A 16,263-nucleotide genomic window follows, 5' to 3' on the forward strand; every position below is an offset into this window, starting at 1 on the left:
TACTGATTATGCCAAACAGTTTAGTGACGACAACATGAGTTAAAAAGACCTAAAATGACATAACATCTTTTACTTTTTGGTAGGTAATGGACCGGGCGACTCAGGGAATCTGATTGATCTCCAGCTCGAAATCCGGCCAGGGGGCGGTGGCCGGATCCTGTGCCGGCGAATCGGCCAGGCAGAGGAGGAGCAATAATGCGGCAACCATGATCATGACTCCTGAGTGATGAGTTCCTCATCATTGATCCGTCCGGTACAAACGCCAACCCGTCAGACAGGCAGTGAGTGCGATGGATAATCTCAAGCAGCTGGAAAGTTTTGTGGCGGTGGTCAAGCACGGCAGCCTGTCGGCCGCAGCGCGCAGTGAGGGCGTGGTGCCTGCTGTGATGGGGCGCCGGCTGGATGCGCTGGAAGAGCGGCTGGGGGCGCGCCTGCTGGTACGCACGACCCGCAGCCTGTCGCTGACCCAGGAGGGGAGTGCTTTTTACGAGGATTGCCTGCGCATCCTCGCCGAGTTGAACGAGGCCGAGGCGGCCGTGGCCTCCGGCAGTGCCCGGGCGCGCGGCCATCTGCGCATCAGCGCCCCGGCCGGCTTTGGACGCCGTCATGTGGCACCCCATGCCGCGGCGTTTCAGCAGGCCAACCCCGACATCAAGCTGACGCTGGATCTTTCCGATAGAATCGTCGACCTGTTGCGTGACCCCATCGACTGTGCCATCCGCATCAGCGATCTGTCCGACTCCAGTCTGGTGGCGCTGCGGCTGGCGCAGAACCGCCGCGTGGTGGTGGCCGCGCCGGCCTATCTGGCTCAGCATGGTATTCCGCGCTCTCTGGAGGATCTGTCACGGCATGCCTGCCTGACGCTGGGCGAGAGTCAGAGCCGTGGCTGGCGCTTCGTGGTCGAGGGCGAAATGATCAACCTGCGCGTTTCCGGCATGCTGGAGTGCAACGATGGTGCGGTCCTGCATGACTGGGCGCTGCAGGGGCGAGGGCTGGCCTGGCGTTCGCTGTGGGAGGTCAAGGATGACCTGTCGGAGGGACGTCTGGTCAGTGTGCTGGATCATTTTTCTTCGCCGGATTACCCGGTGTATGCCGTGGTGCCGCAACGCAAGTTTCTGCCCCAGCGGGTGCGCCATTTCATCGACTATCTCAAAGCTGTCTATGCCCGGACCGGCTACTGGGATTAAGTCTGCCGGCTGGTCGGCGGGCCGTCCGCCGCGACATCCATCTTCTACAAGGAGTGAACGTTTGAAACGATATGCACTATTTGTCGTGCTGGCCTTGCTGGCCGGCCGGATCTTTGCCGCCGAACCGGGCTACCGGCTCGACTGTCTGCCGGACAATGCACCGCCCGGTCTGGCAGACAATATTCGCATGCGACTGGATCTGCATGGCTGGCGCGAGGTGAAGCAGGGCAGTGACTACCAGCTGTGTTTCAGGCTGGAGGAGCGGCAGCAGATCATCACCGAACCCGGGCCTGCCTACGGACCGTACTGGGCGCCGCCGGTTTCGCGCGTTGTGCGCATTCCGGTCCTGGTCCTGCGTGCCGGCAGCCATACCCAGCCAGGCTGGCAAGGTCGGCAGGATCTGGACGGAGACGTGGATATGGAGGAGGCGGTACGACGGCTGATCGACCAGTTGCCGCTGTAAATCTGTCGCCTGACGGGCCTTGGCGGGTGAATTGTCTTTTGCAGTGCATGAAACTATTCTTATGACGAATTGGTCGATGCATTATTTGCATTAAGTCAAGTCGTGCCGGTTGTCGCGCGCGTAGACTGAGTGCAATCAAAATTTTAGGCTCATCGAGGATTCATCATGCGTTTGCGACCCTACCAACCCGGAGAGGAACCCAAGCTCTGGGACCTTTATCAGCGCCTGGGCAAGACCGGGCAAACCGAGCAGCAATGGCTGGCCAGACTGCGCGTCAGCGAGCCGTTCGTCGTCGAGTACGGTGATCAGGTGATTGGCTATGCCAACCTGGATGGCGAAGGGGTGATCGACCACTTCTTCGTGCGTGAAAGCTGGCAGGGCCGGGGTATCGGCACCCTGCTGATGGAGCGGGTTCATCGCCATGCCGCCAGCCATGGCCTGCGTACCCTGACTGCGCTGGTTTGCCGTGAATCACAACCGTTCTTTGCCCGTTGGGGCTTCCTGCCCGAGCCCGGCCCGGATCTGGGTGAAAACCACTTCATGCGCAAGACGCTATCGTGATGACAACGGCCCGCAACTGCGGGCCGCTTGTTCTGGTGCTTCAGCTTGCACCGTGAAAAGCGGCGGGTGTCGGCTGCTGGATCAACTGGCGCATCAAGTCTCGCAGCCAGCACAGCCCGGGTTGCTTGTCCTGCACCGGGTGCCAGACACAGTTCAAGTGATACACCGGGAAATCCTGTGGCAGCTCGACCATTCGCAGCGGCCAGAAGCCGGCCATCATGGCCGCCACCCGCTGCGGCAGGATGAACAGATGATCGGTGTGGCTGACAATCGCCGCCGCAGACATATAACTCTGACTTTGCACCGAAATGCGCCGCTGCAGGCCGCGCTCGGCCAGGTAGTCGTCCAGGGGCGAGCCGCGGTGTCCGAGGGGGGAATGAAACACATGTGGCAGTTCGATGCTCTGTGCCAGCGTCAGGGTATCGCCGACACGAGCATGCTGCTGGCTGACCAGTCCGCTCAGCGGTTCGGTCAGCCAGGTCTCACGGCACAGATAGCCCGGGATCGCCATGTACTCGTCAAACCCCAGCAGCAGGTCGATCTCCCCATTCGCCAGCGCGCTCTCCGGAATCTCTTCGCGCAGGATCTGGATATCCAGATGGATGCCGGGGGCCTCTTCAGCCAGCCGCTGGACCAGCGGGGGGATCAGAACACACTCGACATAGTCGGTCGTGCTGATGGTGAAGCGGCGCTGCGAGGTGCGCGGGTCAAAGGCCTCCGGCTGGTTCAGATGGTTTTCCAGCAGGCTCAGCACCTGATGCACCCCCCGCTGCAGATAGAGTGCGCGTTCGGTGGGCTGCATGCCCTGTGGTGTGCGGACCAGCAACGGGTCGTTGAAGAAATCGCGCAGCCGGTTGAGCGAGTGGCTCATGGCGGGCTGGCTGACAAACAGTTTCTCTGCGGCTCGGGTGACACTGCGCAGACTGATCAGGGCATCCAGCGCCAGCAGCAGATTCAGATCCAGTTGGTGCAGTTTCATGTATTCACCTCATTGATGGTGCCATCTATATTATTCATTTGATGAATGATTTGACGCTCCCTAGACTGGTGCTGTCAATGATTCATTCAGTGAAAGCGAGAGAGCATCATGGTCAAGATGGTGACGGTGGCCGCAACACAAATGGCTTGCAGCTGGGATAGCAGTGCCAATATCGCCAATGCGGAAAAACTGGTGCGGCAGGCTGCTGCGCAGGGCGCGCAGGTCATCCTGCTGCAAGAATTGTTCGAAGCGCCGTACTTTTGCATCGAACAGAACCCCGAACATTTCGCGCTGGCCAGCACGGTCGGCGAAAGCCGGATCGTGGCCCATTTCAGCCAGCTGGCACGCGAACTGCAAGTGGTGCTGCCGATCAGCTGGTTCGAACGCTGCCACAATGCCTACTACAATTCGCTGGTGGTCATCGATGCCGACGGCAAGGTGCTGGATACCTATCGCAAGACCCACATTCCCAATGGCCCGGCCTATCAGGAAAAGCAGTACTTCACCCCGGGTGACAGCGGTTTCAAGGTGTGGGATACCCGCTATGCCCGGATCGGTGTCGGCATCTGCTGGGATCAGTGGTTCCCGGAAACCGCACGCACGCTGGCACTGATGGGCGCCGAGCTGATCTTCTTCCCGACCGCCATCGGCAGCGAGCCGGATTATCCGGAGATCGACAGCCAGCCGCACTGGACCCGTGTCCAGCAAGGTCATGCCGGTGCCAATCTGACGCCGGTGATTGCTTCCAACCGCATTGGTACCGAGGCCAGCGTGCTGCATCCGGATTATCAAATGACCTTCTACGGTTCGTCCTTCATTGCCGACGAGACCGGTGAACTGGTCAAGCAGGCCGACAAAACGAGCGAATGTGTGCTGGTACATACCTTCGATCTGGATGCCATCAGAAAGCGCCGTGTGGCCTGGGGTGTGTTCCGCGATCGCCGACCGCAGATGTACGATGTGCTGAAAACATCCGATGGTGTTCACCAGGCAGAGTGAGGTCAACCATGAGTCATCATGTCATGAACAGTGTGCCGCAGCAGGATGGGTTTGCCATGCCTGCCGAATGGGCACCCCAGCAGGCCGTCTGGATGATCTGGCCGCAGCGCCCGGATAACTGGCGCGAGCAGGGCGTCCCGGCACAGCGGACCTTCGCGGCCATTGCCGCCGCCATCGCGGCCTCTACCCCGGTGTTCATGGGGGTGCCGTCGCGCTGCATGCAGGCCGCCCGCGCGGTGATGCCGGCAGCCGTGACGCTGGTCGAGATGGAAAGCGATGATTGCTGGATGCGCGATACCGGTCCGACGATGGTGGTGAATGCCGGCGGCGATCTGCGCGGCGTGGACTGGCAGTTTAATGCCTGGGGCGGGCTGAACGGCGGTTTGTATCATCCCTGGGACCAGGACAGCGATGTTGCCGGCAAGGTGCTGGCACAGCATGGCTTCGCCGGCTATCAGGCGCCGCTGGTGCTGGAGGGTGGTTCGATTCACGTCGACGGTGAAGGCACCCTGCTGACCACGGCGGAGTGCCTGTTGCATCCCAACCGCAACCCGCATCTCGATCAGCCGCAGATCGAGGCCCTGCTGAGCCAGTACCTCGGCGTCAGCCACTTCATCTGGCTGCCGGAGGGGGTCTTCATGGATGAGACTGACGGCCACATCGACAATATGTGCTGCTTTGCCCGGCCGGGTGAGGTGATCCTGCACTGGGTGGAGGATCCGGAAGATCCGCAGTATGCCCGGTCGCAAGCCGCGTATGCGGTACTGAGCAAGGCGGTCGATGCCAAAGGACGCCGGATCAGGGTGCACAAGATGATTGCTCCGGGGCCGCTGTACTACACGCCGCAGGAAGTGGCCGGTGTCGAGACGGGAGATGCCGTACCCCGGCTGGCAGGGGAGAGAATGGCCGCCTCCTATGTCAACTTCCTGATCAGCAATGGCCAGGTCATCTTCCCTCTGCTGGATGAGCGTACCGATGCCCAGGCTGCCAGCCAGCTGCAGGGGATTTTCCCCGACTACCGTATCGTCGGCGTCCCCGCCCGCGAGGTGCTGCTCGGCGGTGGCAACATCCACTGCATCACTCAGCAAATCCCTGCCTGAGTCCTTGCTTGCTGACGCGCCGTGTCCTTTTGGCCACGGCGCGTTTTTATTTGTGCGTCGGTTACCGACAGGATTGCGTCGTGAACCGGACACGTCATCAACAACATCACGATCTTGTGATCTTCACTTGATCTATTGCAACGAGTGTAGCGCGGAGCAGGCGCACGATGCAGCCACAATAAGAAATACCCATTTTTGTACTAATAGGAAATCGTTACATGACTACCCCAATCATGCCGATTAACGTCGGAAATACTGGCTTTATGCTATTGTGTTCCAGCCTGGTGATGCTGATGACACCGGGTTTGGCTTTCTTCTATGGTGGTCTGGTCGGCCGCAAGAACGTGCTGACCATCATGGCCCAGAGTTTCATGTCACTGGGCTGGACCACGGTGCTGTGGTTTGCCTTCGGTTACTCGATGTGCTTCGGTCCGACCTGGCACGGCATCATCGGTGACCCCACCTACTATGCCTTCATGCGCGGCGTGACGCTGCACACCATGTTTGCCGGCAACGATGCCGGTATTCCACTGATCGTGCATGTGGCCTATCAGATGATGTTCGCCATCATCACCCCGGCACTGATCACCGGTGCTTTTGCCAACCGCGTGACGGTCAAAGCCTACTTCCTGTTCCTGACCGCCTGGCTGATCTTCGTCTACTTCCCGTTCGTCCACATGGTGTGGAGCCCGAACGGCCTGCTGGCGCAGTGGGGCGTACTCGACTTCGCCGGTGGTATCGTGGTGCATAACACCGCTGGCTTCGCCGCCCTGGCCTCGATTCTCTATGTCGGTCGCCGTGCCTACGTGGAAAACAAGCCGCACAATGTGCCGCTGATCGCCCTGGGTACCGGTCTGCTGTGGTTTGGCTGGTATGGCTTCAACGCCGGTTCCGAACTGAAGGTTGACTATGTCACCTGCTCGGCCTTCCTGAATACCGACGTGGCGGCCTCCTTTGCCGGCACCACCTGGTTCTTCCTCGAGTGGTCGCACTCCAAGCAGCCCAAGCTGATCGGTCTGCTGACCGGTGCCGTCGCCGGTCTGGCCACGGTCACGCCGGCCGCCGGTTACATCTCGCTGGGTTCCGCTGCACTCATCGGTGTGATCGCCGCTGTAGTCTGCTACCTGGCCGTGATGGTGAAGAATCGTTTGGGCTGGGATGATGCGCTCGACGTCTGGGGCGTACACGGTGTGGGCGGTCTGCTGGGCACCATCCTGCTGGGCGTGTTTGCCGACAAGGCCTGGAATGCGGCCGGCGCCAATGGTCTGCTGTCGGGCGATGCTTCCTTCCTGTGGAAGCAGATCGTTGCCGCCGTGGTTTCCGGTGTCTGGGCCTTTGTCTTCACCTACGGCATGTTGTGGGTGATCGACCGCTTTACCGCCGTCAAGGTGGATCCGAAGACCCAGGAAACCGGTCTGGATGCTGCCCTGCACGGTGAAGAGGCTTATACCCAGGGTCTGTGATCCGGGGCCTCATGCCTGCTCAATATTGAAAGCCGCGACGCAGGTCGCGGCTTCTTTTTTGCCTGCAGCGCAGCACAGAAAAAAAGCCCTCCCAGTGAGAGGCTTCTTTTTTGCCTGCTACAAAGAAAAACCGCCCCGGTGCGGGGCGGCGAGTGAGACGGTCTGCGAAGCTCAGTGGAACTGCTCTTCTTCGGTCGAGCCGGTCAGGGCGGTGGTCGAAGACTGGCCACCCTGAATGGTCTGGGTCACGGCGTCGAAGTAGCCGGTACCGACTTCGCGCTGGTGCTTGACGGCAGTGAAGCCCTTTTCGGCCGCAGCGAATTCGTTCTGCTGCAGTTCGACGAAGGCCGTCATCTGCTGGCGGGCATAACCGTAAGCCAGGTTGAACATCGAGTAGTTCAGGCTGTGGAAGCCGGCCAGGGTGATGAACTGGAACTTGTAACCCATGGCGCCGAGTTCCTTCTGGAATTTGGCGATGGTGGCATCGTCCAGGTTCTTCTTCCAGTTGAAGGACGGCGAGCAGTTGTAGGCCAGCAGCTTGCCCGGGAACTTGGCATGGATCGCTTCGGCGAACTTGCGCGCGTACTCCAGATCCGGCTTGCCGGTCTCACACCAGATCAGATCGGCGTACGGCGCGTAGGCCAGACCGCGCGAAATGGCTTGTTCCAGACCCGGCTTGGTGCGATAGAAGCCTTCCACGGTGCGCTCACCAGTGCAGAACGGACGGTCGCGCTCATCCACATCCGAGGTCAGCAGGTCGGCGGCTTCGGCATCGGTACGGGCGACCAGAATGGTCGGCACACCGTAGATGTCGGCGGCCAGACGGGCTGCGATCAGCTTTTCAACTGCTTCGCGGCTCGGTACCAGCACCTTGCCACCCATGTGACCACACTTCTTCACCGAGGCGAGCTGGTCTTCGAAGTGCACGCCGGCGGCACCGGCTTCGATCATGCTCTTCATCAGTTCGTGGGCGTTCAGCACGCCACCGAAACCGGCTTCGGCATCGGCCACGATCGGGGCGAAGAAGTCGATCTCGTCATTGCCTTCGGCATGATGCAGCTGGTCGGCACGCTGGAAGGTGTTGTTGATGCGCTTGACCACGGCCGGGACGGAATTGGCCGGGTACAGCGACTGGTCCGGGTACATTTCGCTGCCAAGGTTGGCATCGGCAGCGACTTGCCAGCCGGACAGATAGATGGCCTTCAGGCCGGCCTTGACCTGCTGCATGGCCTGGTTGCCGGTCAGCGCGCCCAGGGCATTGACGAACGGCTCTTCGTTGATCAGTTTCCACAGCTTTTCGGCACCACGGCGTGCCAGGGTATGTTCGATCTGCACAGTGCCGCGCAGGCGTTCCACATCGGCGGCGCTGTAACCGCGGGTGATGCCCTTCCAGCGCGGATTCTCGTCCCAGTCTTTCTGAATGGCGGCAATGCGTTGTTCGCGAGTAGTCATACGTTACCCTTCATCGATAGGTTTCTTCCAAGTCGCCAGGCGACTTTCCTCGTGGAGGCCACCGGCAGGGGATGCTTGACTTCGGTGGCAAAGCAGTCCGGGTTCGCCGGGGCCGTTCTCTCTTTGTGGCGCCCCGCTGCGATGGGGGAGGGGCGCTGTAAACGTCATATGACGCTTTTGTTGTGGAGCCATTTAAGCATAAATAATCTGTTTTGTGTGCGGCGCAGCACAAAAAAATCTTTTGTTTTCAATTACTAACAAAATTGTCCGAAAACGAAACCTGATTGGGCTATTTATTTTGCATTTCCGAACGAGCGAGGCCAAAAGCGCACATGGGCGTGGTTGCGACGCAAAATTCACTTTCCATGGAGATTTTGCAGAATTCGTCATCGACCTCTTGAATTCGCCGCCAAAGACCCTACTTTGCTCAGAGTTAACATTTGTCACAGCCGTGCCATTGAGGACCCACCATGCAGGAAAAACCGGAAAACGTCAGCGCAGAAGCCGCTGATGCCGTCGAATCGACTGAAACGCATACTGACATCATCAGTGAAGCCACGGCCGAAGAGCGCATTGGGGTGCTGGAGGCCGAGCTGGCGCAGGTCAAGGATCAGTATCTGCGCAGCAAGGCCGATATGGAGAACCTGCGCCGCCGCCATCAGGAAGAGCTGGCCAGTGCGCACAAGTACGCCATCAACAAGTTCGCCATGGAGCTGCTGAGCGTCAAGGACAGCCTGGAAATGGCACTGGCCGACCAAAGCGGCCAGTTCGACAACCTCAAGTTCGGTGTCGACCTGACCCTGAAGCAGCTGGCCGGTGCCTTTGAAAAAGTGCAGATCGAAGAGATCAATCCGCTGGGCCAGCCGCTCGACCCGCACAAGCACCAGGCCATCAGCAGCGAAGATGCGGAAGCCGAGACCAATACCGTCGTGCGCGTGATGCAAAAGGGCTATGCCATTGCAGATCGTCTGCTGCGACCGGCCATGGTGGTGGTGGCAAAGTAAGACACTGAATCTGCTGGCAAAGCCCTCTTGAAAAAGCCGGACTTCGCCACGACTTGCAAAACATGATCAAGGAAGCCGCTGAATCCACGCGGTTTCACAGAGCAAAGGAATAATGAATATGGGCAAAATCATTGGTATTGACCTCGGCACCACCAACTCCTGTGTCGCCGTGGTAGAAAACGGTAATCCGAAAGTGGTCGAAAACGCCGAAGGCAACCGCACCACGCCGTCGATCATCGCCTACATGGAAGATGGTGAAATCCTGGTCGGTGCCCCGGCCAAGCGTCAGGCCGTCACCAACCCGAAGAACACCCTGTACGCCATCAAGCGCCTGATCGGCCGCCGCTTCGAAGACAAGGAAGTCCAGAAGGACATCGACCTGATGCCTTTCCAGATCACCAAGGCCAAGAACGGTGATGCCTGGGTCAATGTGCGCGACAACGAACTGGCACCGCCGCAAATCTCCGCCGAAGTGCTGCGCAAGATGAAGAAGGCTGCCGAAGACTATCTGGGCGAGGAAGTGACCGAAGCGGTGATCACCGTACCGGCCTACTTCAACGACAGCCAGCGCCAGGCAACCAAGGACGCCGGCCGCATCGCCGGTCTGGAAGTCAAGCGCATCATCAACGAGCCGACCGCCGCCGCACTGGCCTTCGGTCTGGCCAAGCAGGAAGGCGACCGCAAGATTGCCGTCTATGACCTGGGTGGCGGTACCTTCGACATCTCGATCATCGAAATCGCCGATGTGGATGGCGAGCACCAGTTCGAAGTACTGTCGACCAACGGTGATACCTTCCTGGGCGGCGAAGACTTCGACCAGCGCCTGATTGACTACATCATCGCCGAGTTCAAGCGCGACCAGGGCGTGGACCTGAAGCAGGACGTGATGGCGCTGCAACGCCTGAAGGAAGCCGCCGAAAAGGCCAAGATCGAGCTGTCCTCCAGCCAGCAGACCGAAGTCAATCTGCCGTACATCACCATGGATGCCACCGGTCCGAAGCACCTGGCGATGAAGATCACCCGTGCCAAGTTCGAATCGCTGGTGGAAGACCTGATCGAGCGTTCGATCGAACCTTGCCGCGTGGCCCTGAAGGATGCCGGCCTGTCGATCAACGAGATCAGCGACGTGATCCTGGTCGGCGGTCAGACCCGGATGCCCAAGGTCCTGGACAAGGTCAAGGAATTCTTCGGCAAGGAACCGCGCCGTGACGTGAACCCGGACGAAGCCGTGGCCGTCGGTGCCGCGATCCAGGGTTCGGTGCTGTCCGGTGAGCGCAAGGACGTGCTGCTGCTCGACGTGACCCCGCTGTCGCTGGGTATCGAGACCATGGGCAGCATCATGACCAAGCTGATCCAGAAGAACACCACGATCCCGACCAAGGCCACCCAGACCTTCTCGACCGCGGAAGATAACCAGACTGCCGTGACCATTCACGTGCTGCAGGGTGAGCGCGAACGCGCTTCCGCCAACAAGAGCCTGGGTCAGTTCAACCTGTCGGACATCCCGCCGGCACCGCGCGGCATGCCGCAGATCGAAGTGACCTTCGACATCGACGCCAACGGCATTCTGCATGTCAGCGCCAAGGACAAGGCGACCGGCAAGCAGGCCAACATCACCATCCAGGCTTCCAGCGGTCTGTCCGAAGCGGAAATCCAGGCCATGGTGAAGGATGCCGAAGCCAATGCCGAAGAAGACCGCAAGCTGCATGAGCTGGTCACCGCCCGCAACCAGGGCGAATCGCTGGTTCACTCGGTGAAGAAGTCGCTGGTTGATTTCGGCGACAAGGTCTCCGCCGAAGAAAAGAGTGCCATCGAGGCGGCCATCAAGGAAGCCGAAGAAGTGCTCAAGGGCGAGGACAAGGAAGCCATCGATGCCAAGGTCGAAGCACTGATGAAGGTGTCGCACAAGCTGGCCGAGCAAATGTATGCTGCCCAGGCCGGTGAGGGCGAACAGCCATCTGCTGCGGCAGCGGGTGCCAAGGACGAAGGCAACGTCGTCGATGCCGAGTTCGAAGAAGTTAAAGACAAGAAGTAAGCGTAGTCAATCGTTCCACTGAAAACACAAAGCTCCCGCACGGGGGCTTTGTGCAATGGTCAAGCACATGTCAAAACGAGATTACTACGACGTACTGGGCGTGAATCGCGATGCCTCCGACGAGGACATCAAGAAAGCCTATCGCAAACTGGCGATGAAGTACCACCCGGACCGCAACCCGGACAGCAAGGAAGCCGAAGACAAGTTCAAGCAGGTGAAGGAAGCCTACGAGATCCTGTCTGACAGCCAGAAGCGTGCCGCCTATGACCAGTTCGGCCATGCCGGCGTGGATCAGAATGCCGGTGCCGGTGGCTTCCGTGGCGGCCAGGGTTTTGGTGACTTCTCCGACGCCTTCTCGGATATCTTCGGCGATATCTTCGGTGGCGGACGTGCCGGTGGCGGTCGTTCCCAGGTGTTCCGTGGCGCAGACCTGCGCTACAACATGGAGATCACCCTGGAAGAAGCCGCTCGCGGTTGCGAGCGGCAGATCCGCATCCCGGCGCACGAACACTGCGATACCTGCCATGGCTCCGGCGCCAAGCCGGGCACCCAGCCCAAGACCTGCGCCACCTGCGGCGGCCATGGTCAGGTGCGGATGAGCCAGGGCTTCTTCTCGGTGCAGCAGACCTGCCCGACCTGCCATGGCAGCGGCAAGCAGATCACCGACCCGTGTCCCAAGTGCCACGGTGCCGGTCAGGTCAAGACCACCAAGACGCTCAACGTCAAGATTCCGGCCGGCGTGGATGAGGGGGACCGCATCCGTCTGGCAGGCGAGGGCGAACCGGGCGAAAACGGCGGACCGAACGGCGACCTGTATGTGGTGACCCACATCAAGCCGCACCAGGTCTTCCAGCGCGAAGGCATGGATCTGCATTGCGAAATGCCGATCAGCTTTGCCACTGCCGCCCTGGGCGGTGAGGTCGAAATTCCGACGCTGGACGGTATGGCCAAGGTCAAGATCAGCGCCGAAACCCAGAGCGGCAAGGTCTATCGCCTGCGCGGCAAGGGTATCAAGGCCGTGCGTGGCAATACCTATGGCGACCTGATGTGCCATGTGGTGGTGGAAACCCCGGTCAACCTGAACGAACGCCAGAAAGAACTGCTGCGCGAGTTCGAAGAGCTCAGCCAGAACGACGACACCGTGCATAATCCGCGCGCCAAGTCGTTTATGGACAAGCTGAAAGACTTCTTCGCCTGAGCGTCGGCCTTGTCGACAGCCAAACGGCCCCTGCCTTGCAAGGGCCGTTTTTGTTTGCGGACGTCATCGCCTTTATCTGCCAGCTTTTTGACCTATATCGGCCAAAACTGATGCGCATCATGTCAATCGGCGTACAATAGCCTTGTCATTATTTAAGCCATGGAATAATGAATCTGCTGCATGCCACCTGGTTCTGGGTTCTGATCATCGCCGGACCGATCGCCACCGTCGCGGGCATCCTCGCGCGGCTGGCGCGTCTTGAGCCGCCGCCACAGATCCCCGGCCGGATGGCCGTACCTCCTGCGGATGGCGCCGATGAAGCCCCTTCGCCTTCCCCTCATTCTCCAGAAAAAGACCAGAAATGATTTTTGCCAATCGCGATTTTCCTTTTGCGCGCATGCGTCGCATGCGCCGTGATGATTTCTCCCGCCGCCTGATGCGCGAAAACGTGCTGACGGCCAACGATCTGATCTACCCGGTATTCGTGCTGGAAGGCGAAAAGCGCAGCCAGCCGGTGGTCTCGATGCCGGGCGTCGAGCGCCAGAGCCTGGATCTGCTGCTGCATACCGCAGAAGAAATGCTCGAGCTGGGCATTCCGCTGATTTCGCTGTTCCCGGTGATCGAAGGTGGCAAGAGCAATCAGGCGGAAGAGGCTTATAACGACGAGGGACTGGTACCGACCGTGGTGCGCGCCCTGAAGGCCCGCTTCCCCGAACTGGGGGTCATGACCGATCTGGCGCTCGATCCCTACACCATCCACGGTCAGGATGGCGTGATCGACGACAATGGCTATGTGCTCAATGACGAGACGGTGGAAATCCTCATCAAGCAGGGGCTGTGCCATGCGGCGGCCGGCGTTGATGTCCTCGGCCCGTCCGACATGATGGATGGTCGCATCGGCTACCTGCGTGAAGAGCTGGAAGGCCACGGCCACATTCACACCAAGATTCTGGCTTACTCGGCCAAGTACGCCTCCAGCTTCTACGGTCCGTTCCGCGATGCCGTGGGATCGAGCGGCAATCTGGGCAAGGGCAACAAATACACCTACCAGATGGACCCGGCCAACAGCGACGAAGCCCTGCAGGAAGTGGCGATGGATCTGCAGGAAGGTGCCGACATGGTGATGATCAAGCCGGGCATGCCTTATCTGGATGTGATCCGCCGCGTCAAGGATACCTTCGGCGTGCCGACCTATGCTTATCAGGTCTCCGGTGAATACGCCATGCTCAAGGCGGCTTTTGCCAACGGCTGGCTGAACGAAGAAGCCTGCATGATGGAAAGTCTGCTGGCCTTCAAGCGCGCCGGTGCGGACGGTATCCTGACGTATTTCGCCATGGATGCCGCGCGTCTGCTCAAGCGCGGCTAAAAAAGAGAACAGCATTTTATGCGGCACAGTGGCAGCCTATTGCGGCCGGCAACGGTCCAACTCCATCGCGCAGCAACAAGCGCGAGTGAGCGGCCACGTGCCTTTTTTCCCTCAAATCATGAGTCAATGCCATGAACCACACCTATCTCGCCCATTTGGATGCAACCCTGGCGCAAATCCGCGCTGACGGGTTCGAAAAGCCGGAACGCGTGATTGCCACACCGCAAGGGCCTGACGTTGCCCTGGGCAACGGCAAGCACGTGCTGAACTTCTGCGCCAACAACTATCTTGGCCTGGCCGATGACCCGCGCCTGATCGAGGCAGCCAAGGCCGGTCTGGACAAGTACGGCTACGGCTGTGCCTCGGTACGCTTTATCTGCGGTACCCAACAGGTACACAAGGATTTGGAAGCCGCCATCTCGCGCTTTCTCAAGACCGACGACACCATCCTCTATTCCAGCTGCTTCGACGCCAATGGCGGCGTGTTCGAAACCCTGCTGGGCGAAGAGGATGCGGTCATCTCCGACGAACTGAACCATGCGTCGATCATCGATGGCGTGCGCCTGTGCAAGGCCAAGCGCTATCGCTACAAGAACAACGACATGAGCGATCTGGAAACCCAGCTCAAGGCCGCCGACGAAGCCGGGGCCCGTTTCAAGCTGGTGGTGACCGATGGGGTGTTCTCCATGGACGGCATCATCGCCGACCTCAAGTCGCTGTGCGAAGTGGCTGACCGCTATGGTGCCCTGGTGATGGTCGATGACTCGCATGCCGTCGGCTTCATCGGCGAGACCGGCGCCGGCACGCCGGAACTGTGCGGCGTTGCCGATCGCATCGACATTTACACCGGCACCCTGGGCAAGGCCCTGGGGGGCGCCTCCGGTGGCTATGTGTCCGGCCGCAAGGCGATTGTCGAGCTGCTGCGCCAGCGCTCGCGCCCCTATCTGTTCTCCAATAGCCTGGCACCGGCCATCACCGCCGCCAGCCTCAAGGTGCTGGAAATCATTGAGCAGGATGGTGCCAAACTGCGTGCCAATCTCAAGCGCAATGCCGAACTGTTCCGCCAGAAAATGACTGCTGCCGGCTTTACCCTGGTACCGGGCCAGCATCCGATCATTCCGGTCATGCTGGGCGATGCCCGCCTGGCGGGTGAAATGGCTGCCGCTCTGCTGTCGGAAGGGGTGTACGTCATTGGCTTCTCCTTCCCGGTTGTGCCCAAGGGCAAGGCACGCATCCGTACGCAAATGTCGGCCGCCCACACACCGGAACAGGTCGAGCACACGGTCAATGCCTTCATCCGTGTCGGCCGCGAACTGGGCGTGATCGCCTGATGCAGGGACCGGGGAAGGGGGTCTTCCCCGGGCAATGAACACAACCGGCGCGGCTCGATCCGCGCCAGGGAGAGAAAAAATGAAAGCGTTGGCAAAACTCAAGTCTGAACGCGGTCTGTGGCTGACCGACGTGCAAAAACCCGAAGTCGGTCATAACGACCTGCTGATCAAGATCGTCAAGACCGCCATCTGCGGCACCGACATCCATATCTACAACTGGGACGAGTGGGCACAAAAGACCATCCCGGTACCGATGCATGTCGGCCATGAATATGTCGGCGTGGTCGCCGGCATGGGCTCGGAGGTGAAGGGCTTCGAAATTGGTGACCGCGTCTCCGGCGAAGGCCACATCACCTGTGGCTATTGCCGTAACTGCCGTGCCGGTCGTCGCCACCTGTGCCGCAATACCGTCGGCGTGGGCGTCAACCGCGAAGGCGCCTTTGCCGAATACCTGGTCATCCCGGCTTTCAACGCCTTCAAGCTGCCGCCGGACATCACGGACGATCTGGCCTCGATCTTCGACCCGTTCGGCAATGCCGTGCATACCGCCCTGTCGTTCAATCTGGTCGGTGAAGACGTCCTGATTACCGGTGCCGGTCCGATCGGCATCATGGCCGTGGCCATTGCCAAACATGTCGGCGCCCGCCATGTGGTGATCACCGACGTCAATGAATATCGCCTGGAACTGGCGCGCAAGATGGGCGCCAGCCGCGCCGTCAATGTGGCCAAGGAAGACCTGCGCGAGGTGATGGGCGAGCTGCATATGTGCGAAGGCTTCGATGTCGGTCTGGAAATGTCCGGCAACCCGCAGGCCTTCCGCCAGATGCTGGAAACCATGAACCATGGCGGCAAGATTGCGCTGCTGGGCATTCCGCCGGCCAATACCGCCATCGACTGGAACCAGGTGATCTTCAAGGGTCTGGAAATCAAGGGCATCTATGGTCGGGAAATGTTCGAGACCTGGTACAAGATGGTGGCGCTGATCCAGTCGGGTCTGGATATCACCCCGATCATCACCCACCACTACAAGATCGATGATTTCCAGCAAGGCTTCGACGCCATGCTGTCCGGCCAGTCCGGCAAGGTGATCCTCGACTGGGCATAAGTCCGTCCTTGGTGTCTGCC

15 protein-coding genes are annotated in these 16,263 nt (G+C 59.9%); 13 read left to right on the forward strand and 2 right to left on the reverse strand.

Going from position 1 to position 16,263, the window contains the following annotated elements:
- Positions 1-290: 290 nt before the first annotated feature.
- The 3 genes from JNO51_RS03315 (at position 291) to JNO51_RS03325 (ending at position 2,211) form a co-directional block, all read left to right on the forward strand.
- Positions 291-1,187, forward strand: coding sequence for a LysR family transcriptional regulator (locus JNO51_RS03315; RefSeq protein ID WP_215781335.1), 897 nt, complete (start codon positions 291-293; stop codon positions 1,185-1,187).
- Positions 1,188-1,248: 61 nt separating this feature from the next.
- Entirely contained in the window at positions 1,249-1,650 is a 402-nt protein-coding gene (locus tag JNO51_RS03320) for a hypothetical protein (protein ID WP_215781337.1), read from the forward strand.
- A gap of 165 nt (positions 1,651-1,815) precedes the next feature.
- Positions 1,816-2,211, forward strand: a complete 396-nt coding sequence (locus tag JNO51_RS03325; protein WP_215781339.1) for a GNAT family N-acetyltransferase — start codon at positions 1,816-1,818, stop codon at positions 2,209-2,211.
- A 40-nt stretch (positions 2,212-2,251) separates the two neighbouring features.
- Here JNO51_RS03325 and JNO51_RS03330 read toward each other — a convergent pair whose 3' ends face one another.
- A complete protein-coding gene (locus tag JNO51_RS03330; RefSeq protein WP_215781341.1) occupies positions 2,252-3,190 on the reverse strand; it encodes a LysR family transcriptional regulator in 939 nt (312 codons plus the stop codon).
- A gap of 108 nt (positions 3,191-3,298) precedes the next feature.
- Between JNO51_RS03330 and aguB the strand changes: the two genes are divergently transcribed.
- The 3 genes from aguB to JNO51_RS03345 all read left to right on the forward strand — a co-directional run bounded on the left by aguB (position 3,299) and on the right by JNO51_RS03345 (position 6,752).
- Complete coding sequence (gene aguB, locus JNO51_RS03335; protein WP_215781344.1) at positions 3,299-4,189, forward strand: N-carbamoylputrescine amidase; 891 nt, start codon at positions 3,299-3,301, stop codon at positions 4,187-4,189.
- An 8-nt stretch (positions 4,190-4,197) separates the two neighbouring features.
- Positions 4,198-5,289, forward strand: a complete 1,092-nt coding sequence (aguA, locus tag JNO51_RS03340) for an agmatine deiminase (protein WP_252346171.1) — start codon at positions 4,198-4,200, stop codon at positions 5,287-5,289.
- 218 nt (positions 5,290-5,507) lie between these two features.
- Positions 5,508-6,752, forward strand: coding sequence for an ammonium transporter (locus JNO51_RS03345; protein WP_215781346.1), 1,245 nt, complete (start codon positions 5,508-5,510; stop codon positions 6,750-6,752).
- 171 nt (positions 6,753-6,923) lie between these two features.
- Here the strand turns inward: JNO51_RS03345 and aceA are convergent, their stop codons facing one another.
- Entirely contained in the window at positions 6,924-8,204 is a 1,281-nt protein-coding gene (aceA, locus tag JNO51_RS03350) for an isocitrate lyase (RefSeq protein WP_215781348.1), read from the reverse strand.
- A gap of 470 nt (positions 8,205-8,674) precedes the next feature.
- On the opposite strand from aceA, the gene grpE reads away from it, so the two are divergent.
- From grpE to tdh, 7 genes are all read left to right on the forward strand, one after another.
- The gene (gene grpE, locus JNO51_RS03355; protein WP_215781351.1) at positions 8,675-9,208 is read left to right on the forward strand and encodes a nucleotide exchange factor GrpE; all 534 of its coding nucleotides are present in this window, start codon (positions 8,675-8,677) and stop codon (positions 9,206-9,208) included.
- A gap of 118 nt (positions 9,209-9,326) precedes the next feature.
- Positions 9,327-11,243, forward strand: a complete 1,917-nt coding sequence (gene dnaK / locus JNO51_RS03360) for a molecular chaperone DnaK (RefSeq protein WP_215781354.1) — start codon at positions 9,327-9,329, stop codon at positions 11,241-11,243.
- A gap of 67 nt (positions 11,244-11,310) precedes the next feature.
- Positions 11,311-12,441: a molecular chaperone DnaJ gene (gene dnaJ / locus JNO51_RS03365; protein ID WP_215781356.1), complete on the forward strand. Its 1,131-nt coding sequence runs from the start codon at positions 11,311-11,313 to the stop codon at positions 12,439-12,441.
- Between the two features lie 167 nt (positions 12,442-12,608).
- On the forward strand, positions 12,609-12,806 hold the full coding sequence (locus JNO51_RS03370) for a hypothetical protein (protein WP_215781358.1): 198 nt from the start codon (positions 12,609-12,611) through the stop codon (positions 12,804-12,806).
- Positions 12,803-13,807, forward strand: coding sequence for a porphobilinogen synthase (hemB, locus tag JNO51_RS03375; RefSeq protein WP_215781360.1), 1,005 nt, complete (start codon positions 12,803-12,805; stop codon positions 13,805-13,807). The genes JNO51_RS03370 and hemB overlap by 4 nt, the downstream gene beginning before the upstream one ends.
- A 131-nt stretch (positions 13,808-13,938) precedes the next feature.
- On the forward strand, positions 13,939-15,138 hold the full coding sequence (locus tag JNO51_RS03380; protein WP_215781364.1) for a glycine C-acetyltransferase: 1,200 nt from the start codon (positions 13,939-13,941) through the stop codon (positions 15,136-15,138).
- Positions 15,139-15,217: 79 nt separating this feature from the next.
- Positions 15,218-16,243: an L-threonine 3-dehydrogenase gene (tdh, locus tag JNO51_RS03385; protein WP_215781366.1), complete on the forward strand. Its 1,026-nt coding sequence runs from the start codon at positions 15,218-15,220 to the stop codon at positions 16,241-16,243.
- The last annotated feature ends 20 nt before the right edge of the window (positions 16,244-16,263 follow it).

The organism is Paludibacterium sp. B53371 (assembly GCF_018802765.1).
GTDB lineage: Bacteria > Pseudomonadota > Gammaproteobacteria > Burkholderiales > Chromobacteriaceae > Paludibacterium.

What these genes read in the sequence shown, in the direction of transcription:
- aceA (WP_215781348.1), bottom strand. Translation starts at nt 8,204, where the DNA reads ATGACTACTCGCGAACAACGCATTGCCGCCATTCAGAAAGACTGGGAC.
- aguA (WP_252346171.1), top strand. Translation starts at nt 4,198, where the DNA reads ATGAGTCATCATGTCATGAACAGTGTGCCGCAGCAGGATGGGTTTGCC.
- JNO51_RS03380 (WP_215781364.1), top strand. Translation starts at nt 13,939, where the DNA reads ATGAACCACACCTATCTCGCCCATTTGGATGCAACCCTGGCGCAAATC.
- grpE (WP_215781351.1), top strand. Translation starts at nt 8,675, where the DNA reads ATGCAGGAAAAACCGGAAAACGTCAGCGCAGAAGCCGCTGATGCCGTC.
- dnaK (WP_215781354.1), top strand. Translation starts at nt 9,327, where the DNA reads ATGGGCAAAATCATTGGTATTGACCTCGGCACCACCAACTCCTGTGTC.
- JNO51_RS03315 (WP_215781335.1), top strand. Translation starts at nt 291, where the DNA reads ATGGATAATCTCAAGCAGCTGGAAAGTTTTGTGGCGGTGGTCAAGCAC.
- JNO51_RS03330 (WP_215781341.1), bottom strand. Translation starts at nt 3,190, where the DNA reads ATGAAACTGCACCAACTGGATCTGAATCTGCTGCTGGCGCTGGATGCC.
- JNO51_RS03325 (WP_215781339.1), top strand. Translation starts at nt 1,816, where the DNA reads ATGCGTTTGCGACCCTACCAACCCGGAGAGGAACCCAAGCTCTGGGAC.
- JNO51_RS03345 (WP_215781346.1), top strand. Translation starts at nt 5,508, where the DNA reads ATGACTACCCCAATCATGCCGATTAACGTCGGAAATACTGGCTTTATG.
- dnaJ (WP_215781356.1), top strand. Translation starts at nt 11,311, where the DNA reads ATGTCAAAACGAGATTACTACGACGTACTGGGCGTGAATCGCGATGCC.
- JNO51_RS03370 (WP_215781358.1), top strand. Translation starts at nt 12,609, where the DNA reads ATGAATCTGCTGCATGCCACCTGGTTCTGGGTTCTGATCATCGCCGGA.
- tdh (WP_215781366.1), top strand. Translation starts at nt 15,218, where the DNA reads ATGAAAGCGTTGGCAAAACTCAAGTCTGAACGCGGTCTGTGGCTGACC.
- aguB (WP_215781344.1), top strand. Translation starts at nt 3,299, where the DNA reads ATGGTCAAGATGGTGACGGTGGCCGCAACACAAATGGCTTGCAGCTGG.
- hemB (WP_215781360.1), top strand. Translation starts at nt 12,803, where the DNA reads ATGATTTTTGCCAATCGCGATTTTCCTTTTGCGCGCATGCGTCGCATG.